General features: G+C 64.1%; 20 protein-coding genes. 5 read left to right on the top strand and 15 right to left on the bottom strand.

The genetic code is table 11. The annotated features are described in order from the left end of the window. Positions 1-3: 3 nt before the first annotated feature. From PJE01S_RS18240 to PJE01S_RS18215, 6 genes are all read right to left on the bottom strand, one after another. Positions 4-933, bottom strand: a complete 930-nt coding sequence (locus tag PJE01S_RS18240; RefSeq protein WP_068835072.1) for a 2-hydroxyacid dehydrogenase — start codon at positions 931-933, stop codon at positions 4-6. A 19-nt stretch (positions 934-952) separates the two neighbouring features. After that, complete coding sequence (locus PJE01S_RS18235; RefSeq protein ID WP_068835071.1) at positions 953-3052, bottom strand: acetyl-CoA carboxylase biotin carboxylase subunit; 2100 nt, start codon at positions 3050-3052, stop codon at positions 953-955. A gap of 110 nt (positions 3053-3162) precedes the next feature. After that, entirely contained in the window at positions 3163-3834 is a 672-nt protein-coding gene (locus tag PJE01S_RS18230) for a DUF4126 domain-containing protein (RefSeq protein ID WP_068835070.1), read from the bottom strand. A gap of 57 nt (positions 3835-3891) precedes the next feature. Continuing rightward, positions 3892-4674 carry an enoyl-CoA hydratase/isomerase family protein gene (locus PJE01S_RS18225; RefSeq protein ID WP_068835069.1) on the bottom strand — a complete coding sequence of 261 codons (783 nt, stop codon included), beginning with the start codon at positions 4672-4674 and terminating at the stop codon, positions 3892-3894. A 3-nt stretch (positions 4675-4677) separates the two neighbouring features. After that, positions 4678-6285, bottom strand: coding sequence for a carboxyl transferase domain-containing protein (locus PJE01S_RS18220; protein ID WP_068835068.1), 1608 nt, complete (start codon positions 6283-6285; stop codon positions 4678-4680). 14 nt (positions 6286-6299) lie between these two features. Beyond that, positions 6300-8027, bottom strand: a complete 1728-nt coding sequence (locus tag PJE01S_RS18215) for an AMP-binding protein (protein WP_068835100.1) — start codon at positions 8025-8027, stop codon at positions 6300-6302. Between the two features lie 126 nt (positions 8028-8153). On the opposite strand from PJE01S_RS18215, the gene PJE01S_RS18210 reads away from it, so the two are divergent. Both PJE01S_RS18210 and PJE01S_RS18205 read left to right on the top strand, forming a co-directional pair. Continuing rightward, positions 8154-9206, top strand: a complete 1053-nt coding sequence (locus PJE01S_RS18210; RefSeq protein WP_068835067.1) for an AraC family transcriptional regulator — start codon at positions 8154-8156, stop codon at positions 9204-9206. A 52-nt stretch (positions 9207-9258) separates the two neighbouring features. Then, positions 9259-9933 carry a glutathione S-transferase family protein gene (locus PJE01S_RS18205; protein ID WP_068835066.1) on the top strand — a complete coding sequence of 225 codons (675 nt, stop codon included), beginning with the start codon at positions 9259-9261 and terminating at the stop codon, positions 9931-9933. A gap of 148 nt (positions 9934-10081) precedes the next feature. On the opposite strand, the gene PJE01S_RS18200 is transcribed toward PJE01S_RS18205, so the two are convergent. From PJE01S_RS18200 to PJE01S_RS18175, 6 genes are all read right to left on the bottom strand, one after another. Beyond that, the gene (locus PJE01S_RS18200; RefSeq protein ID WP_068835065.1) at positions 10082-10741 is read right to left on the bottom strand and encodes an HAD family hydrolase; all 660 of its coding nucleotides are present in this window, start codon (positions 10739-10741) and stop codon (positions 10082-10084) included. 61 nt (positions 10742-10802) lie between these two features. Next, positions 10803-11219, bottom strand: a complete 417-nt coding sequence (locus PJE01S_RS18195) for a YchJ family protein (RefSeq protein ID WP_068835064.1) — start codon at positions 11217-11219, stop codon at positions 10803-10805. A gap of 688 nt (positions 11220-11907) precedes the next feature. Then, positions 11908-12786 (bottom strand): NAD(P)-dependent oxidoreductase, encoded by an 879-nt coding sequence (locus tag PJE01S_RS18190; RefSeq protein WP_068835063.1) that lies wholly within the window; start codon positions 12784-12786, stop codon positions 11908-11910. Then, entirely contained in the window at positions 12783-13109 is a 327-nt protein-coding gene (locus PJE01S_RS18185; RefSeq protein ID WP_068835062.1) for a putative quinol monooxygenase, read from the bottom strand. The genes PJE01S_RS18190 and PJE01S_RS18185 overlap by 4 nt, the downstream gene beginning before the upstream one ends. Positions 13110-13131: 22 nt before the next feature. Further along, positions 13132-14490 (bottom strand): NAD(P)H-dependent oxidoreductase, encoded by a 1359-nt coding sequence (locus PJE01S_RS18180; RefSeq protein ID WP_068835061.1) that lies wholly within the window; start codon positions 14488-14490, stop codon positions 13132-13134. A 152-nt stretch (positions 14491-14642) separates the two neighbouring features. Next, complete coding sequence (locus tag PJE01S_RS18175) at positions 14643-15527, bottom strand: LysR substrate-binding domain-containing protein (RefSeq protein WP_068835060.1); 885 nt, start codon at positions 15525-15527, stop codon at positions 14643-14645. A 167-nt stretch (positions 15528-15694) separates the two neighbouring features. On the opposite strand from PJE01S_RS18175, the gene PJE01S_RS18170 reads away from it, so the two are divergent. From PJE01S_RS18170 to PJE01S_RS18160, 3 genes are read left to right on the top strand one after another with little or no spacing between them, the layout of a single operon-like run. After that, positions 15695-16723, top strand: a complete 1029-nt coding sequence (locus tag PJE01S_RS18170) for a TRAP transporter substrate-binding protein (protein ID WP_068835059.1) — start codon at positions 15695-15697, stop codon at positions 16721-16723. A gap of 41 nt (positions 16724-16764) precedes the next feature. Continuing rightward, positions 16765-18609 carry a TRAP transporter large permease gene (locus PJE01S_RS18165; protein ID WP_245660844.1) on the top strand — a complete coding sequence of 615 codons (1845 nt, stop codon included), beginning with the start codon at positions 16765-16767 and terminating at the stop codon, positions 18607-18609. A 50-nt stretch (positions 18610-18659) separates the two neighbouring features. Continuing rightward, a complete protein-coding gene (locus PJE01S_RS18160) occupies positions 18660-19184 on the top strand; it encodes a gluconokinase (protein WP_068835058.1) in 525 nt (174 codons plus the stop codon). 380 nt (positions 19185-19564) lie between these two features. On the opposite strand, the gene PJE01S_RS18155 is transcribed toward PJE01S_RS18160, so the two are convergent. From PJE01S_RS18155 to PJE01S_RS18145, 3 genes are all read right to left on the bottom strand, one after another. Beyond that, positions 19565-20725 carry an aminotransferase class V-fold PLP-dependent enzyme gene (locus PJE01S_RS18155; protein WP_068835057.1) on the bottom strand — a complete coding sequence of 387 codons (1161 nt, stop codon included), beginning with the start codon at positions 20723-20725 and terminating at the stop codon, positions 19565-19567. A 212-nt stretch (positions 20726-20937) separates the two neighbouring features. Further along, positions 20938-21360, bottom strand: a complete 423-nt coding sequence (locus PJE01S_RS18150) for a rhodanese-like domain-containing protein (protein WP_068835056.1) — start codon at positions 21358-21360, stop codon at positions 20938-20940. Between the two features lie 27 nt (positions 21361-21387). Then, positions 21388-22518: an acyl-CoA dehydrogenase family protein gene (locus PJE01S_RS18145; RefSeq protein WP_068835055.1), complete on the bottom strand. Its 1131-nt coding sequence runs from the start codon at positions 22516-22518 to the stop codon at positions 21388-21390. Between the last annotated feature and the right edge of the window lie 13 nt (positions 22519-22531).

The raw sequence follows: 22531 nt of genomic DNA, 5'->3' as shown, positions 1-22531 counted from the left end.
TGTTCAGTATCCTTGTTTAAGGTCAACCACACCGGCAAGGCTGGCAATCGGCGCGCCCTTGTGTAGCGCATCGATCTTTCCGGCGATCTGGGCAATGCTTTCATCGCGCAGGGTCCGGGCCGAGGTGTGCGGCGTGACGGTAATTTTGGGATGCGCCCAGAAGGGATGCACCGCCGGCAAGGGTTCGGTGCGGAACACATCGAGGGTCGCGCCCGCCAGATGCCCGCTATCGAGCAGCGCGATCAGGTCCTCATCGACCAGATGGCCGCCGCGCGCCACATTGATCACATAAGCACCGGGCAACAGCCTGGCCAGCGTCGCCTGCCGCATGATGCCTTCGGTCTCAGGCGTGAGCGGCAGCAGGCACACCAGAATGCGGGTGGCGGCCAGAAAATCCTGAAAGCCGGCCTCGCCTGAATAGCAGCGCACACCGTCAAACACTTTGGCGGACCGGCTCCAGCCCAGCACGGGAAAGTCAAACTGCGCCAGCGCCCGGCTGACGCGCTCACCCAGCACGCCCAGGCCCATCACGCCGACCGGGAAGTCCGCACGCCGGCGCGGCTTGCGGTAAGACCAGCGGCCCCGGGCCGAATCTGCTTCATAGGCGTCGAATTCCCGGAAATGGCGAATCACCGCATGGCAGACATACTCGGCCATCTGCACCGACATGCCGGCGTCGTCCAGCCTGACGACAGGAACCCCGGGTGGCAGGCGCAGCTTCATCAGGGCATCGACACCGGCACCGATATTGAAAATGCCCTTCAGCCCTGTTTGTTCGTCAAAAAACTGCTGGGGCGGCGCCCAGACCACCGCGTAGTCAGCGGGCGCCGAACCCGCAGCCCACAGCTCTACCACCGCCCCTGGCAATGCGGCCTGCAGGCCCTCCAGCCAGGGCTGGGCCTTGGTATCGGTACAGCAAAAAGTAATGCGCATTCAATTCGTCCATCAAATTTCAGACCGCTATTTTGAGCAGTTCGGAACCCTCGCTCACCTGGTCGCCCGGTGCATACAGCAACTCCTGCACCACGCCGTCGGCGGGTGCGGCAATCGTATGCTCCATTTTCATGGCTTCCATCACCGCCAGCGGCTGGCCCTTGCTGACCTTGTCGCCCGCCTTGACGGCAAAGGACACCACTTTACCCGGCATGGGCGCGGTCAGGCGGCCGCCCTCCGCATGGGCTTCGCCGGCGTGGGCCAGCAAATCAATGGCCGTGATCTGGGTGGCGCCGCGCGCGGCAAACACATGGTCCACCTCGCCCTGGGTATAAACCGCTGCGGTGAGCCGCTGACCCGAAAACCGGATGTCTATGCCCTGCGCGCCTTGCGCGAAAACCAGCGGCCCCGACACGCCATCAACGTCCAGGTGCAAAGCACCATCATGCTGATAGCTCAGGCTGGCTTTGGCGGACTTGCCCTGAAACTCGAACTCGAATGGCCGCCGCGTCACGCCATGCGTTTGCCAGCCATCGCGGCGGCTGAAGGGGTCGACGCCTTCGGCCGCTTTCTCCGCGAGCAGCGCCTGGGCAATCGCGCTAGCTGCCGCCAGGGCCAGCCCGAGCGGCTCCTGCTTGAACAGCACCGCCTCTTCGCGCTGAATCAAGGCCGTGTCCAGGTTGGCCCGGGCAAAGGAAGGACTGCGCACCACGTAGCGCAAGAACTGCACATTGGTGTTCAGCCCGACGATATGGGTCTGCGCCAGCGCCTCGTCGAGCCGGGCCAGCGCCTCTTCCCGCGTCTGCCCATGCACGATCAGCTTGGCCACCATGGAATCGTAGAAAGGCGAAATGGCGTCGCCTTCGCGCACGCCGTCGTCGATGCGGACCGCAACACCCGTGTTGCTCAAGTTCGCGCGCTCAAAGCTGGTGCAGTTCGGCTTCTGGTACACATGCAGCGTGCCGGTGGCGGGCAAAAAGTTGTTCTCGGGATTCTCGGCGCAGATACGCGCCTCGATCGCGTGGCCGTTGATGCGCAACTGCTCTTGCGCCAGCGGCAGCTTCTCGCCCGAGGCCACACGCAACTGCCATTCCACCAGATCGAGGCCTGTGATGGCTTCGGTCACCGGGTGCTCGACCTGTAGCCGGGTGTTCATCTCCATGAAGAAAAAAGACATGTGGGCCCCCGCGCTCGGCGCTGACGCGTCCTCGCTGCCCCCCGAGGGGGCGCTCGCTTGCTTGGGGCGGCCCGGCGCGGCGCTTGGTGCCCCGCCCTCGCGCTGCTCGACGATGAACTCCACCGTGCCCGCGCCCACATAGTGCACGGCACGCGCCGCCGCCACGGCGGCCAGGCCCATCTGCTGGCGCATTTCGGGCGTCATGCCGGGCGCCGGCGCCTCTTCCAGCACCTTCTGGTGGCGGCGCTGCACCGAACAGTCGCGCTCGAACAGGTAGACGTAGTTGCCGTGCGTGTCGCCAAACACCTGGATCTCGATATGGCGCGGGCGCTGCACGTATTTCTCGATCAGCACCGCGTCGTCGCCAAAGCTGTTGATGGCCTCGCGCTTGCAGGAGGCCAGCGCGGCGTCAAAGTCTTCAGACTTGTCGACCGCGCGCATGCCCTTGCCGCCGCCGCCGGCGCTGGCCTTGATCAGCACCGGGTAGCCGATACGGTCGGCCTCATGCCTGAGCAGCACCGGGTCCTGGTCCGCGCCGTGGTAGCCCGGCACCAGCGGCACGCCGGCCTTTTCCATCAGCTGCTTGGACTCGGCTTTCAGGCCCATGGCCTTGATGGCGGAGGCCGGCGGGCCGATGAAGACCAGGCCCGCGCTGGCACAGGCCTGGGCGAACTCCTCGTTTTCGCTCAGAAAGCCGTAGCCCGGATGAATCGCCTGCGCACCCGTGGCTTTCGCCGCTTCAATAATGCGCTCCCAGCGCAGGTAGCTGTCTTTGGGGGCGCTGCCGCCAATGTGAACCGATTCATCGCAAAAGCCGACATGCTTGGCATTCGCATCGGCATCCGAATACACCGCAACGGTTTTGACGGCCATGCGCCGGGCGGTCGCCGCGACACGGCAGGCGATTTCACCGCGGTTTGCGATCAGTATCTTTTTAAACATGGTTGGTCTCCGCGTTGAAACCGCCTGCGCACGCTTCGCGTGCCATGCAATTTAGCTTCGCTGCTGCGCGGCGTTGCCGCTGGTCACCGCGGTTTGCAATCAGTATTTTTTTAAACATGAGGGTCGCTCTTTGAAAAAGGAGATTTCAGGGTAAAAGCCGGCGACGGGCCGGGGTCCGGCTTGCCGCTGAAAATGCGTGCCACGCGGGCAAACAGCTGTGTTAAAAATCGCCAGCAAATACGGATCAGCCAGACGCTGAGCACCAGCACCAGCGCCAGCACGGCGATAAAAACAAAGGGGTGCGCAAGGGCCAGCCACAGGCCCGCAGGCACCGCGCCATCTTCAAGCAGAGACGCGCCTATGTTGCTGAACGGTTCGGGCGAGGTGTTGATGGCCGCGCGGGTGGTGGCCTTGGCGGTGAAACTGGTGGCGGCCAGCGTGCCGCCCAGCAGCGCGGCAACCAGCGCCATCACGCCATGGTCAGCACCGAAGACGCCCGCCGCCAGCGCCGCGCCGGCCGGAATGCGGATCACGGTGTGCACCACATCCCAGAGCGAATCCAGCCCCGGAATCTTGTCGGCAAAAAACTCCACGAAGACCATGAAGCCGCTGACGCCCAGCACCACCGGGTTGGCCAGTACCTGCAGGCCTTGCGGCAGGGGCACCCAGCCCAGATAGCCCGCCAGCCCCGTGAGGAACACCACCAGGTAGAGCCGCACGCCACTGGCCCAGCCCAAAGCGCCGGCCAGGGCGATCAGTTGCGCGGTATCAAGAGCATTCATGACGCTCCCCACGCTTGCCACTTCGTGTGCTGCGCGGCGCTCATGTGCGGGCTCATCTCAGCCTCCGAGCCATGACGGTTTGCGTTTTTGCAGAAAGGACTGCACGCCTTCCCGGCCCTGCTCGCTGGAGCGGATGTCGGCAATGCCCTGCACCGTACCGGCTATCAGCTCGGCCGAGATGTCGCGCCCGGCCACGTCCTGCACCAGCTGCTTGCAGGCCTTGACCGCTGCGGGGCTGGCATTGACCAGCGCCTGCGCGATCTCGGCCACCCTGGCATCGAGCTGATCGACGCTCACCAACTCATGCACAAAGCCGATCCGCTGCGCCTCCAGGGCGCTGAAGCGCTCTGCCGTCAAAAAATAGCGGTGCGCCGCCCGCGCGCCCATGGCGCGGATCACATAAGGGCTGATGGTGGCGGGGATCAGGCCCAGCTTGACCTCACTCAGGCAATAGTTCGCCGTGTCGACACTCACGGCCATGTCGCAGACTGCGACCAGCCCCATGCCGCCGGCATACACATCGCCCTGGATACGGGCAATGGTCGGTTTGGGGCATTCGTAAATCACGCGCAGCATCTCGGCCAGCTGCGCCGCGTCGGCCAGGTTCTCGGCATGGCTGTAGTCCGCCATGCGGCGCATCCAGTTCAGGTCGGCGCCTGCACAGAAAGCCTGGCCCGCGGCCGCCAGCACCACGCAGCGCACGTCGTCACGGCCGCCCAGCCCGCCAAAGGCCTGCGTGAATTCGGCAATCACCTCGTCATTGAAGGCATTGCGTACATCGGGACGATTGAGCAGCAGCGTCGCCACGCCCGCCTGCACAGTGAGTTGAAGGTAGTTCATGGCTTACATCCGGAACAGGCCAAATTTCGTCTCGGGGATGGGCGCATTCTGCGCAGCGCTCAACCCCAGCGCCAGCACGCGGCGGGTGTCGGCCGGGTCGATCACGCCGTCGTCCCAGAGCCGCGCGGAGGCGTAGTAGGGGTGGCCCTGGTGTTCATACTGCTGGCGAATCGGGGCCTTGAAGGCTTCTTCTTCCTCGGCGCTCCAGACGCCGCCCTTGGCCTCAATGCCGTCGCGCTTGACGGTGGCGAGCACGCCGGCCGCCTGGTCGCCGCCCATCACGCTGATGCGGGCATTCGGCCACATCCAGAGAAAGCGCGGCGAATAGGCGCGGCCGCACATGCCGTAGTTGCCGGCGCCAAAACTGCCGCCAATGATGATGGTGAACTTGGGAACGGCCGCCGTCGCCACGGCCGTCACCATCTTGGCGCCGTTGCGGGCAATGCCTTCGTTTTCGTACTTGCGGCCCACCATGAAGCCGGTGATGTTCTGCAAAAACACCAGCGGAATCTTGCGCTGGCAGCACAGCTCGATGAAGTGCGTGGCCTTGAGCGCCGACTCGCTGAACAAGATGCCGTTGTTGGCAATGATGCCGACCGGCATGCCTTCGATATGCGCGAAGCCGCAGACCAGCGTGGTGCCGTAGCGCGCCTTGAACTCGTCAAACTCGCTGCCATCGACGATGCGGGCAATGATTTCGCGCACGTCGAAGGGTTTGCGCGTGTCGGTCGGAATCACGCCATACAGCTCTTTCGCTACAAATTTGGGAGCTACCGGCGCCCGCACCGCCTGGGCAGAGGCCTTGTTTTTATTCAAATTCCTGACGGAGGCACGGGCCAGCGCCAGCGCATGCAGATCGTTCTGCGCCAGATGGTCGGCCACGCCCGACAGCCGGGTGTGCACGTCGCCACCGCCCAGGTCTTCGGCGCTGACCACTTCGCCCGTGGCGGCCTTCACCAGCGGCGGACCGCCCAGAAAAATCGTTCCCTGGTTCTTCACGATGATGGATTCATCGCTCATGGCCGGCACATAGGCGCCGCCGGCGGTGCAGGAGCCCATGACCACGGCGATCTGCGCAATGCCCTGCGCGCTCATGTTGGCCTGGTTGAAGAAGATGCGGCCAAAGTGGTCGCGGTCGGGGAACACCTCGTCCTGGTTCGGCAGGTTGGCGCCGCCCGAGTCCACCAGGTAGATGCAGGGCAGGCAGTTTTGCTGCGCGATCTCCTGCGCGCGCAAATGTTTTTTAACGGTGAGCGGGTAGTAGGTGCCGCCTTTGACGGTGGCGTCGTTGCAGACAATCATGCAGTCGACGCCGCTGACGCGGCCTATGCCGGCGATCAGGCCGGCACAGGGCGCGTCACCGTGGTACATGCCCAGCGCGGCCAGCGGCGCGACTTCCAGAAACGGCGTGCCGGGGTCGAGCAGCCGTTGCACCCGGTCGCGCGGCAGCAGCTTGCCGCGCGCCACATGTTTGGCACGGGCCGCTTCGCCGCCACCGGCAGCGGCCTTGGCCAATTGCACATGGAGGTCGTCGACCAGCGCGCGCATGGCGGCGGCATTGGCCTGGAAGTCGGCGGAACGGGCGTTGAGTTGGGAGGCAAGCAGGGTCATGGTTCCGGTTTCTTTCAGGCGGTTTTGTCTTCTTCCAGCCCCAGCTGGTGTTTCATTTCGTCGCGGATCTTGAACTTCTGGATCTTGCCGGTCACCGTCATGGGGAAGCCCGACACGAAACGAATGTAGCGCGGCACCTTGTAGTGCGCAATCTTGCCCTTGCAGAAGTCGCGGATCTCGTCTTCCGTCAGCGTCTGACCGGGCTTGGTGACGATCCAGGCACACAGCTCCTCGCCATAGCGCTTGTCGGGCAGGCCGACCACCTGCACGTCCTGCACCTTGGGGTGGCGGTAAAGAAACTCTTCAATCTCGCGCGGGTAGATGTTCTCGCCGCCACGTATCACCATGTCCTTGATGCGGCCGACGATGTTGACATAGCCCTCGGCGTCCATGGTGGCCAGGTCGCCGGTGTGCATCCAGCCCTGGTCGTCAATCGCCTCCTGCGTGCGGGCCGGATCGTCCCAGTAGCCGTGCATGACCGAGTAGCCACGCGTGCACAGCTCGCCCGACACGCCGGGCGCCACGATCTCGCCGCCTGCGGGGTCGATGACCTTGACCTCCAGGTGCGGCTGCACCAGGCCGACGGTGGACACGCGCTTGTCCAGCGGCGTGTCCATGGAACTCTGGCAGCTCACCGGGCTGGTTTCGGTCATGCCGTAGGCGATCGTGATTTCAGACAGGTGCATGTCGCTGACCACGCGCTTCATCACCTCTATGGGGCAGGGCGAGCCGGCCATGATGCCGGTGCGCAGCGTGGACAGATCGAACTCTTTGAAGCGCGGATGGTCGAGCTCGGCAATGAACATGGTGGGAACGCCGTGCAGGCCGGTGCAGCGCTCCTCCTGCACGGTCTCCAGCACCGTCAGCGCGTCGAAGCCGTCGTTGGGATAAACAATGGTGGCGCCGTGCGTGAAGCAGGCCAGGTTGCCCAGCACCATGCCAAAGCAGTGGTACAGCGGCACCGGAATGCACAGCCGGTCGGCCGGCGTGAGCTTCATGGCCTCGCCGATGAAAAAGCCGTTGTTCAGGATGTTGCGGTGCGTCAGCGTGGCGCCCTTGGGAAAGCCCGTGGTGCCGCTGGTGAACTGGATGTTGATGGGGTCGGTCGCCTGGAGCGTGGCGGCGATGGCGGCCAGCCGCACGTCGTCGGGGTTGCCGCTGGCCAGCAACTCGGAAAACCGCATCAAGCCGGGCTGATCCTCACCCTGCCCGGCCTCGTCTATCCAGACCACGGTATGCAGATGCGGCAAGGCGCCAGATTCAAGCCGGCCCGGCTGGGCGTGCGCCCACTCGGGCGCCAGCTCGCGCAGCATGCCCAGGTAGTCGCTGGTCTTGAAGTTGGCCATGGTCACCAGGGCCTTGCAACCAACCTTGTTGAGCGCGTATTCCACCTCGGCCGTGCGGTAGGCCGGATTGATGTTGACCAGGATCAGACCTATCTTGGCCGTGGCCAGCTGCATCAGCACCCACTCGGCGTTGTTGTGCGACCAGATGCCGATGCGCTCGCCCGGCACCAGCCCCAGGCCCAGCAGGGCACTGGCCAGGCGATTGGCCTCGCGCTGCAGTTCGCGGTAGGTGTAGCGGCGGCGCTGGTGCCGGCTCACCAGCGCCTCGCGCTCGGGCTGGCGCGCCACCACGCCGTCGAAGAAGTCACCCAGGGTCTGCTCGATCAGGGGCACGGCGGTGGCGCCGCGGGAAAGGCTGCTTGCCAGCAGCGTCGGTGCGGATAGTTCTGCGCTCATGATTGTCTCCTTGCGGCCGCCGGCACCAGCGGGTGCGGACAGCATGGCACAAGCATAGAAGCGCCGCCTGACGCGGACTCGCCACCAAGGTTGCAAATCCTGCCACCAAAAGGCAAACTTCAGGACATGCCACCCCACCCGCCCCACCCCGCTCCAGGGTCACTGCCGTCCGCCCCCGCCTTGACGCCCATTGCATTTGTCCAGGCCATTGTGCGGGCCTACCGGCAGCGCGGCCTGAACCCTGCGAAGGCGCTGGAACAGGCACAAATCACGCCGGAATCCCTGCTCAATGCGGACTCGCGCATCACCGCCTGGCAGATGGAAAAAATATCGGGCGCGGCCATGCAGGAACTGGACGACGAGGCGCTGGGCTGGTTCAGCCGGCGCCTGCCCTGGGGCAGCTACGGCATGCTGGCGCGCGCCTCCATCAGCGCGCCCAGCCTGGGCGTGGCACTCAAGCGCTGGTGCCGACACCATGGACTGATCACCGACGACATCACGCTCCAGCTCACGCTGACGGGCGACACGGCCATGCTGTCCATCACCGAGCACCGCGACCTGGGGGACTTGCGCGAGTTCTGCCTGGTATCGGTGCTGCGCAACATCCTGGGCGTGGCCTGCTGGCTGATCGACTCGCGCATTCCGCTGCAGGGCGCGCAGTTTCCGTTTGCCGCACCGCCCCACCATGCGGCCTACCAGGTGCTTTTCTCCGGCCCGACCGCGTTTGACACCGCGCCCGCCGGCCTGCGCTTCGATGCGCGCTACCTGGCCCTGCCGCTGCGCCGTGATGAGCGCGCCCTGCAACAGATGCTGCAGCGCGCCCTGCCGCTCACTGTTCTGCAATACCGGCGTGACCGCCTGCTGGTGCAACGGGTGCGTCAGGCGCTGGCCGCCCATCCGGCCCAGACCCACAACGCCGACGCGCTGGCCGCGCTGCTGCATGTCTCGCCGCGCACCCTGCACCGCCAGCTCAAGGACGAAGGCGCTTCGCTGCAGACGCTGAAGGATGAGGTGCGGCGGGACCGGGCGCTGGACTTGCTGCTGCGCACCGCGCGCCCCATCAAGCAGGTGGCCGAGGCGGCGGGCTTTCAGAACGAAAAGAGCTTTATGCGCGCCTTTCGCAGCTGGACCGGCCAGTCGCCCGCGGAGTTCCGGCAGGGCAAGCGGCCGCTGGCCTGATTTGCCCCCTTCGTGGCGCACCTTGTGCGGCCAAGCACCCTAGACTGTGGCCATGATCACGCTCCACCACTGTGTCAGCGCCCGCTCCTTCAGGCCACTCTGGCTGCTCGAAGAGCTGGGCCTGCCCTACTCCTTGCGCATGCTGCCCTTTCCACCGCGCGCGCTGGCGCGCCAGTTTCTGCAGGACAACCCCCTGGGTACGGTTCCCCTGCTGGTCGATGGCGAGACCCGCATGACCGAATCGGCCGCGATGTGCCAGTACCTGGCGGCGCGGCACAGCCCCGGCGGGCTCGATGTAGCCGTGGCGGACCCAGCCTACGGCGCCTACCTGAACTGGCTGCACATGGGCGAGGCCACGCTGACCTTTCCGCAGACCCTGGTGCTGCGCTACAGCCATTTCGAGACTGTGGAGCGCCGGCAGCCCCAGGTGGTCGAAGACTACAGCCGCTGGTTTCTGGCGCGCCTGAGAGCCGTGGACACCGCCCTGCAGCAGCAGGATTTTCTATGCGCCGGCCGCTTCACCGCCGCCGATGTATCGGTGGGCTACGCCCTGCTGCTGGCGGAGCACCTGGGCCTGCAGCCCCAATTCACCGATGCCGTGCGCCGCTACGCCCTGCGCCTTCAGCAACGCCCGGCCTATCAGCGCGCGCTGCAGCTGCAGCACCAGTCGGCCCTGGATCAGGGGGTGCCGACCATCGCCTCGCCCGACGTGCGACCGGGGGCGTGATGTTCGCCTGATTCGCGCCATGCACAGCTTCTGTGGATAAGCTTGTGCACCCGCCCAGGGAAAACCCTTAAAACCCTTGCCAGCTGGGGCCTGCAACAGGATGCCTGCCAAACAGGCAGGCCGGAATGACTCCTTGCATTACGGTCAATCAGACGCTGGCCAGCAACTGCGGCAGCTCGGCCATGTGGCCGAACAGCTGGCTGGCGCCGGCCTGCAACAAGGCTGGACCTTGTTCCGGCGAGGGGCAATACGCCCACACCGTGGCACCGGCCGCGACGCCGGCGGTGATGCCCGTGGGCGTGTCCTCAATCACCAGACAGCGTTCACCCGCGGCGCCCAGATGCGCGGCGGCGGCCAGGTACACATCGGGTGCCGGCTTGGAGCGCGGCATCTCGTGGCCGCTGAAGATGCGGCCCGCAAAAAAATCCACCAGCCCGACCTGGGTCAGCTGCATCTCGACCTTGAAACGGTCCGCGCCCGAGGCGCAGGCGATGCGCTGCCCGGTGTGCGCGTGCGCGGCGGCCACCGCCTCGTGCGCGCCGTCTATGACCTGCAGGCGGGCTTGCAGCTCGCGGTTGCGCCGCGCGTAAAACTCGCCCATCCAGTCCTCCGTCAGCGGCCGGCCGGTGCGCTGCTCGATGATGGCGCGCTCGTCGCGCACCGCCTTGCCGATGAACACCCGCATGCATTCCTCGGACGTGAGCGACCAGCCGCTTTCTTCCAGCATGTCGCGCAACACGCCGTTGGTGATGGGTTCGCTGTCGACCAGCACGCCATCGCAGTCAAACAGGATTGCTTCAAATCTCATGCTTACTCATTTTTTAATAGCTGACTGCGCCCGCCTCGGTTGGACTACAGCCACTTTTTACTTAAAACTGGTTGCCATCGACGTAATACCAGCGCCCCGACTCACGCACAAAACGGCTGCGCTCATGCAAGCGTGTTGCGCGGCCCGCCTCGCGGCAACGCGCGACAAATTCAACTTCGGCATGGTCGGCATCCATCAGCTGGTGCGAACGCACTTCAAGCCCCAGCCATTTCGCCGCCGGGTCCAGTTCCAGCTGCGATGGACGCGTGCTGGCGTGCCAGGTGGCGAGCAGGTAGTCAGGACGGCCCCGCACGAAGGCGCTGTAGCGAGAGCGCATCAGCGCTTCGGCGTCGGGCGCTGGTGTGCCGGCAAAGTCATCCAGGTACCGGCCGCAGCAGGCCGAAAATGGCAGGGGCTGATTTTTGGTCGCCTTGGTCGAATTAGCTGAGGCGCGGCCACACGGGCAAGGAGCCGTCATGACTCCAGGGCCTCAAGTTCCGCGCCGTTCGGACGCATCAAGATATCGTTCATTGCCCTGATTTTTACAGACTTCAGACTGGGGAAGCGCTCGCAGACGGAAGCTCCGTTGCCGACAGTGTTGCAGGTGCTGGCGAACCGTGCTGTGCAATCACACAACACGGAAACTTTGGCAGCGGTGCTGAATATGTCGTCCCGTTCCTTACACAGGCAGCTTCACGAAGAAGGTGAATCACTGCAGCAGCTCAAGAACGTGGGGCGCAAGAGTGAAGAATGCTCGCTTGATGGCCGCCAATGTGCGCAACAAACATGGGTGTCTGCAGAGCAGCGAGGCTGTGTGAAAACTCCGCGGAGTCGGCCGTGGACGAAAGACCGACACGCTAGATCGCTCCAAGATCGATTTTCGCAAGGTCGCCAAGGGTTCGACGCCCCCCCCCCCGAATTTGACACTCAATCGAGTTTTCACACAGCCTCCAGCGTAAGGACTCGTTCGCGCACAGGGCGCGAAATTGCGCCCGATCAGAGAAGCGGAGTTTGGCGGCGTCAGCTTCGGAGTTCCTCAGGACCGGGCGATGTGGTCGGGCGCTTGCGCGATGACAACTGCACGGATGGCAGCGGTCGTGATGTCCAAGCGTTGACCTTCACCGGGCGGAGCTTTGACTGCCTCGACAAGGCCGAGCATGCTTGTGCTAGACCTGCCGACGCCGGAACTCCCGGATGATGGCGCTGTGGTCCAGATCGCCATCGCCATGCGAGACCATGTCTGCGAACAGGCGGTCCACCAAGTCGAGCAGCGGCAGTTCGAGCCCGATGCTGCGCGACAACGCGAGTGCGGTGCTCGTGTCCTTGACCTGATACTTGGCCGGACCACCGGGGACGAAGTTGCCGGCGATCATGCGCTGGCCATGTTGGCGCAGCACGGTCGAGTCTGCGAATCCACCGAGCAATGCCTCGCGCACTTTCGCGGGGTCCGCGCCGCCGCGTTCGGCGAAGAGCAACGCCTCCGCGACCGCGGCGATCGAGCTGGCGACCATCATCTGATTCACGAGCTTCGCAAGCTGTCCGGATCCGGTCGGTCCAACGCGCACGGGTCGCCCCATGGCCTCGAACAATGCGCGTGAACGCTCGAAGACAGCCTCGTCACCGCCCACCATGATCGCGAGCGTGCCCGCTTCCGCGCCGGCTTCGCCACCCGAGACCGGGGCGTCGAGGTAGTTGACTCCGCGCAGTGCGGCCGCCTCCGATTGACGACGCGCCGATTCGACAGGGATCGAGCTCATCACGATCAGCGTGCTGCCTGGGCGCATCGTGCCAAGCACCTCGCCCTGGTCTAGCAACACATCGTCGCAGACCGGACCGGAGCTGAGCATGCAGATCACGACATCGGCTGCCCGCGCGACATCCCTCGCGGCGGCGGCCGCCGAGACGCCGGACCTCTCCAACTGCCGTGCCTTTTCCGCTGTCCGATTCCATGCCTGCACGCGGTGCCCGGCCGCCGCGAGGCGACGCGCCATGTGCGCGCCCATGATGCCGGTACCAACGAACCCGACCATGAGCGGAGCACTCATGCAAGCCCCCGACGCAAAGGTCGCTCACCGACGATCAGCGGCGCAAACGCGGCCCTGAATCGAGCTAGATGGGCCGATCCGCAATGGGCCTCGAATGCTGCCGCGTCGTCATAGGCTTCATAGAACAGCACGCCGCGGGGTGTCGTCTCGAGTTGCACGACATCGAACTGCCGGCATCCAGGCTCGCTCTCGACGCATTCTTCGGCGAAGCGGCGCGCTAACGCAGCGAAGTCGCCGAACGATTCCGGCTTGACCTCGAACTCCGCGATGACAACGCATGCCCCGACCTTGCCTGCGGGTCGGGGCAGCGGACCGCCGCTCATGGGCGATCCACCCGACGTGATGTCACGTGGCACTTTTCATCGTCCCAAGTGCACCACGTTCCATTTGCTGGCGCAGTGCGACGACATCCATGTCTCGCTCCAACACCACATCGTCGAAGCGCACGATGGTGTCCTTCGCGACCGGGCGCTTGAGCTTGACGTTGTGCGCAAGGCCGATTGGCAGGCCACCGATCTCCAGGCTCTTGGACGCGGGAATCGCGTTGGCCCAGACTGCGAAACCGCCTTCGCCGTCAAGGTACTCACCCGGCTTCAGGTCGCGCTTTGCCGTGGCGACGGCATCGCCGCGGAACTCCTTGCACGTCCCGGTTGCCTCGCCGCGCAACACGGCCGACAGGATGCTGATGCTGGTCTCCAGCCCAATCATGTGGAAGGGCCGCCACATCGATCCGTACCAGCCAGAGGGGTCGACCAGCAGACCGTATTGCTTGAAGCACGCCTTCGCATATTCGTTCGGTGCCTTGAACGTGACAAAGACGCCATAGCGGATGTTGTTGAAGACCTCGCGACCATCGGGCTCCTGGCTTGCTGCGATGTCGACCAGGCCACTGCGCGCGAGGCGGCCGCCGTCAGCCGCGGGACGGAACACCTTCGCAAGGTCGTGCAGACCGGCCGGCGGAAACGCCAGTCCGTCGTCCGGGCAATCCAGGCCTGTGCCATTGGCCACGGCGGCCATCTCGATGGCGGCCTTGGTACCGTCAGTGAAAGAGTTGTACATCTTCGGATTGAAGTCGCCCGCAGCCACTTCTTCGTCGGTCCAGCCAAAAAAGCCCCAGACGGTATCCGGGGTCGAATACCGGTAGCGCGGCTCGAAATTCATGCCTTTCCCGGCGGAGGTGATCTCGAATCCGCACGAGCGTGCCCAGTCGACCAGCTCGCAGATGATGGCAGGTTGATCGCCGTAGGCCATGCTGTAGACGAGGTTTTTTGCCCGCGCCTTCGCGGCCAGCAACGGCCCGCACATCGCGTCGGCCTCGACGTTGACCATGATGATGTGCTTGTTGCCGTCGATGGCCGCGAGCGCGTGGCGCACGCCGGCGATCGGGTGACCCGTGGCCTCGACGATGCATTCGATCTCATCGCACGATGCCAGAGCCGCCGCGTCATCGAGAACACAGGTCTTGCCGGTCTTGATGGCGTCGCCAAGCGACTTGGCCGAATATCGGTCTTCTTCCCAGCCGACACGATTGAGCGAGCCACGTGCCTTGGCGACGTCGAGGTCGGCCACGCCGACGATGTGCATGCCTTCGATGTGGCGGGCCTGGGACAGGATCATCGAGCCGAACTTGCCCGCGCCGATCAGCCCCACCCGCACTGGGCGTCCTGCTGCTGCTCGCGCAGCAAGCATGGTGTAGAGATTCATGTGTTGTCGTCCTTCGTGATGTGCCTATGAAGACGCGGGAATCGCGACTTCTGACCGTCAGTTTAGAAAGCGACTTCGATTAGGACAACTTAGATTTATAAACAGAATCGTTAGACCCTCTAATTCATCTGCGTCGCCGCAAGCACCGATCTCTAGTCCTGCCACACGGCACGCTCGGTCCGAAGCCAATCAAGGAACAGGCGGACCTTGGCCTTGTGCAGATGATCGAACGGGCAGACGATCCACTGGGTCGTCAAAGACACGCGCGGCGGGTTGCGGACCGGGCAGATCAACGTGCCGTCACGCAGTTCGCGCCACATCATCAACGTGCTTTCCAGCGCCAGGCCGAACCCGTCGACCGCAGCGTCGATCGCCATGTGACTGCGGTCGAATAGTATGCGGCTCCAATCCACGGCGGGTGGGGCACCGGCCAGCAAGAACCACTGCGTCCATTGAACTTGCGACTTGACTGAGTGGATCAGCCGGTGCTGGGGCACGTCGGTGGCACCAATGCTCGCTGCGGCGCAATATGAGGGCGAGCACACGGGCAGGAAGGACTCCTCGGCGAGGCCTTCCACAAAGACGCCCGGCCAGCGGCCCTCGCCGTGCCGGATCTCCACATCAACCGTCTCGCGGGAGAAATCTGTTGGCTCGGTAGTGCCGTTCAGCCGAAGCTCAACATCCGGGTTGGCATCAAGAAATCCCTTCAGGCGCGGCAGCAGCCATTTGGAGGCTAGCGTCGGCGTTGCGCGCACGGTCAGGATAGAGCGGGAGCGGAATCCCCGGATGCGCTGCGTTGCCTCCGAAATGTGTTCGACCTGATCGCCGATCATCTCGAAATAGCGTTCACCTGCCTCGGTCAACGCGATGCCGCGGCCGGCCTTCGTCAGCAGCGTCGTGCCGAGATGTACCTCAAGCATCTGAATCTGCTGACTCACAGCCGACGGCGTCACATAGAGCTCGGCCGCGGCTTTGGAGAGACTGCCGCAACGGGCTACGGCATGGAAAACGACAATCGCGCGCAAAGGCAGTGACATGATTGAATTCGTTAGAACAGCTTCACAATGAGGAAGAATAACTCAATTGCACTTCAATGAGCAGTCTTCTATCCTTCGCCTCGTGGATCGGCTGACTCTATGCCTCGAAGAAGGTATCGCCTCTAGCCTAAAAGCGCCACGCAATCGAACAGTCTGGAGACAAAATCATGACGACATCGAAGCCGCGCGTCGGCATTTCGCGACGAACCCTGCTGCAATCAACCGCGGCGTTGCCTTTGTTCTCGATCGGGACGCGATATGCAAACGCCGCCGAGTTCACCTACAAACTGGCCACCGGCCAGTCGCTGACCCAACCGATCAATCCACGCCTGAAGCAAGCTACTGAGCGGATTCTTGAAGCGAGTTCGGGCAAGCTCGAAATTCGCTTCTTCCCTGCCAGTCAGCTCGGTTCGGACACCGATCTGCTCAGCCAGGTTCGCTCCGGTGGTGTAGAGTTCCTGAACATTTCCGGCTCGGTCTTGTCCACGGTCGTGCCGGGGGCAGCACTCACGAATGTGGGCTTCGCGTTCGCGGGCTACGAGCAGGTGTGGCCGGGCATCGACGGCGAACTGGGCAGGATCATCCGGGGTCAGATCGAGAAGGCCGGGTTCGTCGCCGTATCAAAAGCATCGGACAACGGCTTTCGCCAAATCACCTCATCGTCGAAGGCCATCAAGTCAGCGGCCGATCTGCAGGGCTACCGGATCCGCGTACCGGTCTCGCCGATCTTCACGTCGCTCTTCAAGGCATTGGGAGCGACGCCGACCTCGATCAACTTCAACGAGTTGTACACCGCACTGCAGACCAAGCTTGTGGATGGCCAGGAGAACGGGCTTGTCGCGATCGAATCCGGCAAGCTCTACGAAGTGCAGAAGTTTGTGTCGCAGACGAATCACATCTGGGATCCATTCTGGCTGCTGGGCAACCGGCGTGCATTCGGCGCGCTGCCCGACAACCTCAAGGACATTTGCCGGCGCGAGTTCGATCGCGCCAGCATGGAGCAGCGCGCGGACGTGGATCGGCTCAATGCATCGCTGAAGGAGCAACTCGTCGGCAAGGGGCTCGCGTTCGAGAACGTCGACCGCGCGAGTTTCCGCGCCGCCCTGACCAAGGCCGGCTTCTACAAGGAATGGAGAGAGAAGTTCGGTGCGGAGAACTGGGCCGTGCTGGAGTCCATCGTGGGGCAGCTTTCGTGAGCGCGGTCGGCGCGCACATTGCGCTGGATACCGACGAGGGCGTGCAAGCGCCAACATCGCAGGCGCCCGAATTCGTCGCGGAGCTGTGGCTGCGACGCGGCGTAGAACTGCTTGCCGCGGGTGTCGTGCTGGCCGAAGTCGGGATACTGCTCTCGGGCATCGTCGCGCGGGCCGTTTTCAATCGGCCGATCATCTGGTCCGACGAACTCGCGTCGATCCTGTTCCTGTGGCTGGCGATGCTCGGCTGCGCGCTGGCGGTTCAACGCGGAAGCCACATGCGATTGACGTTCTTCGTGTTCATGGTCGGGCCCCGCGCGCAACGCTGGGCGGAAACGCTCGCGGTCGGGGCGACGCTCGCGTTTCTCGGCCTCGCTCTGCACCCGTCTTACGAATACCTGCAGGATCAGGCCTTTGTCGAAACCCCGGCGCTCGGTTGGTCCGGAACGGTCAGAGCACTGGCCATCCCGTTCGGATTTGTGATCGCCTTCGCAAGCTGCCTGTTGCGGCTCGTCCACCATGATTGGCGCGACCTTGCCGGCATCATCGCGATCATGGGCGCGGTCGCCGCTGGCTGCTACCTTGCCGCCCCGAGCCTGACGGCGATGGGACAGAGCGCATTGCTCGTGTTCTTCATCGGTCTCCTGGGCGCGGCGGTCATGTCCGGCGTTCCAATCGCATTCGCGTTCTCGCTTGCCACCGCCGCGTATCTGCTGACGTGCACGTCCACGCCGTTGGCGGTGGTCGTCGGCCGCATGGACGAAGGCATGAGCACGCTGATCCTGCTCGCCGTGCCGATGTTCGTGCTGCTGGGCCAACTCGTTCACGGCACAGGCCTCGCCCGCGTCATGGTCGAGTTCCTCGCAGCGCTGCTCGGCCATGTGCGCGCCGGAATGTCGTATGTGCTGCTCGGCGCGATGCTGCTCGTGTCGGGCATCTCGGGCTCGAAGACGGCGGACATGGCCGCGGTCGCACCGGTGCTCTTCCCCGAGATGCGCAAGCGTGGCATGAAGGACGGTGAACTCGTGTCGCTGCTTGCCGCTTCAGGCGCCATGAGCGAGACGATTCCGCCTTCGATTGTCTTGATCGCGATCGCCTCCGTGACCGGTATCTCCATCGCTGCGCTGTTCACGGCCGGCATTTTGCCGGCGATCGTGCTGGCGGTCGTTCTGGGCTTTGTCGCGCGCTGGCGCGCGGGGCGCGAGGAAGGCGCCAGCGTGGTCAAGCGCGCCCCCTTCAGCGTCGTGCGCAAGACGTTCATGGTTGCCCTGCCTGCGCTGTTGCTGCCGTTCGTGATCCGCAGCGCGGTGGTCGAGGGTGTCGCGACAGCGACCGAGGTCTCGACCATCGGCATTGCCTACGCGGTTGTCGCCGGGCTGCTCATCTACCGCGGCGGGCTCCGATGGAAGGCGGTGTTGCCGATGCTGGTGCAGACCGCGTCGCTGTCGGGCGCGATCCTTTTCATCGTCGGCGCGGCGAGCGCCATGGGGTGGGCGCTGACGCAATCGGGCTTCTCGCACGACCTGGCGGTGAAGATGGCGGCCGTCCCCGGCGGCGCCGTTGGCTTCATGCTCATCTCGATCGTTGCGTTCATCGTGCTCGGCAGCGTGCTCGAGGGCATCCCCGCCATCGTGCTGTTCGGCCCGCTGCTGTTTCCGATTGCGCACCAGCTCGGCATCCACGAGGTCCACTACGCCATGGTCGTGATACTGGCGATGGGTCTGGGGCTTTTCGCGCCGCCCTTTGGCCTGTGCTACTACGCCGCCTGCATCATTGGCCAAGTGCCCGCCGAAGCGGGCATGAAACGCATCTGGCTCTATCTTGGCGTTCTGTTGATCGGCCTCATCGCGATCGCTTTCATTCCCTGGATATCGATCGGGTTCCTCTGACGCTGTCCGGCATCCCGATGCGTGCATCCGCCATTGAAGGTCTTCTTGCCATGTCTTCTTCGAGTTCCAACCGCTTGGCCATCATCGTCATGGGCGTCTGCGGGTGCGGCAAGAGCACCTTCGCCGCGGCGCTCGCCGCCGAGCGCGGCCTTGACCTGATCGACGGCGACGATCTGCACGGTGAAAGCGCCATCGCGAAGATGACGCGAGGCGAGCCCCTCACCGACGACGACCGCTGGCCGTGGCTCGACAACGTGGCGGCCGCGCTTGCCGATTCGGTTCGCTCTCCTCGCGGCATCGTGATCGCCTGCTCCGCCCTGAGGCGCTCGTACCGCGACCGGATTCGTGCTGGTAGCTCGGGCGATCTTCGCTTTGTCTTCCTCGACGCCGCGCGAGAGCTCATTGAGGCCAGGATGCAACAACGTCGGGGCCATTTCATGCCACAAAGTCTGGTAGAAAGCCAGTTCCGTACACTTGAACATCCGACTGCCGTAGAGACTGATGTCGTTACCATTCCGGCGCACCTTCCACTGGGAGCTGCGCTGAAGCTGGCCATCACCAAACTCTCAGTCTGAACCCCAGCCTCCTCACAAGGCCTCGGAGAAGACGGGACAGAAAACCGCTTTCAATTGGCAAATTCACGGACCTCAGAGACAGCAATGGGCCGCGGGCTGCCCATCAACGGCCGACATCGAATGTCCGTAGTCTGTAGCGGACATCCGGTGCGAACTTCGAGCGCGACACCTCGTGCCCGCTGCAATGCGCCAAACCTAGACATCAGCCCGCAGCGCTCCAACTGCAAACCCACCTTCAACCGGTCCGAGCCAGACGCGCAGTCTACTCACCCTTCATACAGGTCGTGAATCTTTGCCACGACCTCCCGCCACGCAGTGAATCGGTTTGAGGTCACGCATCAGGCTTTCGTTAATGCGCTCACGAAGCAGACACCCAATCTTCAGCCAGCAACCGTTTCAGTAACCCGCGCCGTCAACCCAATCCGATCCAGCGCCGCTGCCAGTTGCCCCACCGTGCGCTCCGCCTGGTGCCACTTCTCCAGCCCGAACAGCCCGACGCGGAAGGTCATGAAGTCGGCACCTTCGTCGCATTGCAGCGGCACGCCGGCGGCGGTCTGCAGGCCCTGCTCCAGGAATTTCTTGCCGGACTGGATCTCGGGGTCTGTGGTGTAGCTAACCACCACGCCGGGCGCCTTGAAACCTTCGGCGGCGACGCTGGGCAGGCCGCGGCTTTCGAACAGAGCGCGCACCTGGCTGCCCAGCGCCTCCTGCTCCGCGCGCACCTTGGCGAAACCGTAGGCCTGCGTTTCTTTCATGGCGGCGCGCAGGCTTGTGAGCGCGTCTGTGGGCAGGGTGGCGTGGTAGGCGTGGCCGCCTTTTTCGTAGGCTTCCATGATCTGCAGCCACTTCTTTAAATCGCAGGCAAAGCTGGAGCTGGTGGTGCCTTCGATGGCGGCGCGGGCGCGCTCGCTGAGCATGACCATGGCGCAACAGGGTGAGCTGCTCCAGCCTTTTTGCGGCGCAGAGATCAGCACATCCACGCCTGTGGCCTTCATGTCGACCCACATGGCGCCCGAGGCGATGCAGTCGAGCACAAACAGGCCGCCCACTTCATGCACGGCATCGGCCACGGCGCGCAGGTAGTCGTCGGGCAGCATCATGCCGGAGGCGGTTTCCACATGCGGGGCAAAAACGACGGCGGGTTTTTCTTTGGCTATTGACGCCTGGACTTCGGCTATGGGCGCAGGGGCCCAGGGTGCCTGGGCGCCAGAACCGGCTTTACGGGCCTTGAGCACGGTGGACGATGCGGGGATGTTCCCCATGTCGAAAATCTGCGTCCAGCGGTAGCTGAACCAGCCGTTGCGAATGACCAGCACATGCTTGCCGGCGGCGAACTGCCGCGCCACGGCTTCCATGCCGTAGGTGCCGCTGCCGGGCACCAGCGCCACAGAGGGTGCGTTATACACCTCCTTGAGGATGCTGGAGATGTCACGCATCACGCCCTGGAAGCTGCGCGACATGTGGTTGAGCGCGCGGTCGGTGTAGACCACCGAGAATTCAAGCAGGCCATCAGGGTCGACGTTGGGCAGCAATCCGGGCATGGTATTCCTTCAGAGTGATGGAAAAAGTCGGACTGCCAGCTTAGCATGTGCGCCGTTTTAAAGGCGCGCCAGTGCGCCCAGGCAGGGTCGCGCCGGCCTGATGAATGCTCACTTATTGTTAGCCTCTTACTCTTGTAAAACGCGGGCCGGAGGCCTGTTTCATCTAAAACAGGTCGCCCTCCACGCAACACCAGCGCCCGACCGCAGGAAGGTCAAGCCTGTTTCGCCTTGCGCTTTTCCCGCTCTTCGGGCGTTTCGGTCGGCCCGCCCTGCTTGACCCACTCGGCATAGCCGCCGTCGAGATGGGCAACATTGGTCATGCCCATGTCCTGCAGGGTCTTGGTGGCCAGTGCGCTGCGCCAGCCGGCGCCGCAGAACAGGATGAACTCCTTGCCTTCGTCGGCAAAAATCGGCTTGTGGTAGGGCGAGGCCGGGTCGACCCAGAATTCCAGCATGCCACGCGGCGCATGGTAGGCGCCCACCACCGTGCCGGCCGCCAGCTCGCGCACATCACGGATGTCGACGAGCTGCACCCTGGGGTCGGCCAGCCGGGCCCGGACCTCTTGGACCGAATAGTTCTTGATCTGGGCCATGGCCTCATCGACCAGGGCGCGGAATCCTTTGGTAATTGGCATGCTGTGTCTCCTTGAGCGCGGCAGGCCTCAGGCCAGCGCGCGCTGAATGATGATTTTCTGCACGTCGCTCGTGCCTTCATAAATCTGGCACACGCGCACGTCGCGGTAGATGCGCTCGACCGGAAAGTCGCTCACATAGCCGTAGCCGCCCAGGGTCTGGATGGCGGCGCTGCAGACCTGCTCGGCCATTTCGCTGGCGAACAGCTTGGCCATGGCGGCCTCCTTCAGGCAGGGCTGGCCGGCATCGCGCAGGCTGGCGGCGTGCCAGATCAGCTGGCGCGCCGCTTCGATTTTTGTCGCGCACTCGGCCAGCCTAAAACCGACCGCCTGGTGGTTGAAGATGGAAGTGCCAAAGCTCTCGCGCTCCTTGGCATAGTCCAGCGCGCACTCAAAGGCGCTGCGCGCCATGCCCACGCTCTGGGCCGCGATACCTATGCGCCCGCCCTCCAGCGCGCCCAGCGCGATCTTGTAACCTTCGCCCTCGGCGCCTATCAGGTTCTCGGCCGGGATGCGGCAGTTGTCGAAATTGATCTGCGCGGTGTCGCTGGAGTGCTGGCCCAGCTTGTCTTCCAGTCGCGCCACCACATAGCCGGGCGCGTCGGTCGGCACGATGAAGGCGCTCATGCCTTTCTTGCCGGCGCCCTTGTCGGTGACGGCGATGACAATGGCCACCTGCCCGTTCTTGCCGCTGGTGATGAACTGCTTGACGCCGTTGATCACATAGCCGTCGCCGTCTTTCACCGCGGTGGTCCGCAGCGCCGAGGCATCGCTGCCCACATGCGGCTCGGTCAGGCAGAACACGCCCAACATCTTTCCCTGCGCCAGGGGCGTAAGCCATTGCTTTTTCTGCGCCGCGTTGCCGTAGCGCATGAGTATGGCGTTGACCGGGCAATTGGTCACGCTGATGGCGGTGCTTGTGCCGCCATCGCCGGCGGCGATTTCTTCCAGCACCAGCGCCAGCGTGACATAGTCCAGATTCGCGCCGCCGAATTCCTCGGGCACGCAGATGCCGTAGGCGCCGAGGGCTGCCAGCCCCTGGTGCGCTTCCTTCGGGAAGTAATGCTCCTTGTCCCAGCGCGCGGCATGGGGCCACAACTCTTCTTTCGCAAAGGCGCGCACGGCGTCGCGGATCATTTCCTGGTCTTGTGTCAGCAACATCCTGATCTCCGGT

Source organism: Polaromonas jejuensis NBRC 106434 (assembly GCF_001598235.1).
Lineage (GTDB): Bacteria > Pseudomonadota > Gammaproteobacteria > Burkholderiales > Burkholderiaceae_C > Polaromonas > Polaromonas jejuensis.
Note: the sequence above shows the minus strand (reverse complement) of the source record. Positions and strands in the feature narration are given on the sequence as shown.

Bases quoted from the DNA above. Each gene is read 5' to 3' on its own strand.
- PJE01S_RS18240 (WP_068835072.1), bottom strand. From the start codon at position 933: ATGCGCATTACTTTTTGCTGTACCGATACCAAGGCCCAGCCCTGGCTG.
- PJE01S_RS18235 (WP_068835071.1), bottom strand. From the start codon at position 3,052: ATGTTTAAAAAGATACTGATCGCAAACCGCGGTGAAATCGCCTGCCGT.
- PJE01S_RS18230 (WP_068835070.1), bottom strand. From the start codon at position 3,834: ATGAATGCTCTTGATACCGCGCAACTGATCGCCCTGGCCGGCGCTTTG.
- PJE01S_RS18225 (WP_068835069.1), bottom strand. From the start codon at position 4,674: ATGAACTACCTTCAACTCACTGTGCAGGCGGGCGTGGCGACGCTGCTG.
- PJE01S_RS18220 (WP_068835068.1), bottom strand. From the start codon at position 6,285: ATGACCCTGCTTGCCTCCCAACTCAACGCCCGTTCCGCCGACTTCCAG.
- PJE01S_RS18215 (WP_068835100.1), bottom strand. From the start codon at position 8,027: ATGAGCGCAGAACTATCCGCACCGACGCTGCTGGCAAGCAGCCTTTCC.
- PJE01S_RS18210 (WP_068835067.1), top strand. From the start codon at position 8,154: ATGCCACCCCACCCGCCCCACCCCGCTCCAGGGTCACTGCCGTCCGCC.
- PJE01S_RS18205 (WP_068835066.1), top strand. From the start codon at position 9,259: ATGATCACGCTCCACCACTGTGTCAGCGCCCGCTCCTTCAGGCCACTC.
- PJE01S_RS18200 (WP_068835065.1), bottom strand. From the start codon at position 10,741: ATGAGATTTGAAGCAATCCTGTTTGACTGCGATGGCGTGCTGGTCGAC.
- PJE01S_RS18195 (WP_068835064.1), bottom strand. From the start codon at position 11,219: ATGACGGCTCCTTGCCCGTGTGGCCGCGCCTCAGCTAATTCGACCAAG.
- PJE01S_RS18190 (WP_068835063.1), bottom strand. From the start codon at position 12,786: ATGAGTGCTCCGCTCATGGTCGGGTTCGTTGGTACCGGCATCATGGGC.
- PJE01S_RS18185 (WP_068835062.1), bottom strand. From the start codon at position 13,109: ATGAGCGGCGGTCCGCTGCCCCGACCCGCAGGCAAGGTCGGGGCATGC.
- PJE01S_RS18180 (WP_068835061.1), bottom strand. From the start codon at position 14,490: ATGAATCTCTACACCATGCTTGCTGCGCGAGCAGCAGCAGGACGCCCA.
- PJE01S_RS18175 (WP_068835060.1), bottom strand. From the start codon at position 15,527: ATGTCACTGCCTTTGCGCGCGATTGTCGTTTTCCATGCCGTAGCCCGT.
- PJE01S_RS18170 (WP_068835059.1), top strand. From the start codon at position 15,695: ATGACGACATCGAAGCCGCGCGTCGGCATTTCGCGACGAACCCTGCTG.
- PJE01S_RS18160 (WP_068835058.1), top strand. From the start codon at position 18,660: ATGTCTTCTTCGAGTTCCAACCGCTTGGCCATCATCGTCATGGGCGTC.
- PJE01S_RS18155 (WP_068835057.1), bottom strand. From the start codon at position 20,725: ATGCCCGGATTGCTGCCCAACGTCGACCCTGATGGCCTGCTTGAATTC.
- PJE01S_RS18150 (WP_068835056.1), bottom strand. From the start codon at position 21,360: ATGCCAATTACCAAAGGATTCCGCGCCCTGGTCGATGAGGCCATGGCC.
- PJE01S_RS18145 (WP_068835055.1), bottom strand. From the start codon at position 22,518: ATGTTGCTGACACAAGACCAGGAAATGATCCGCGACGCCGTGCGCGCC.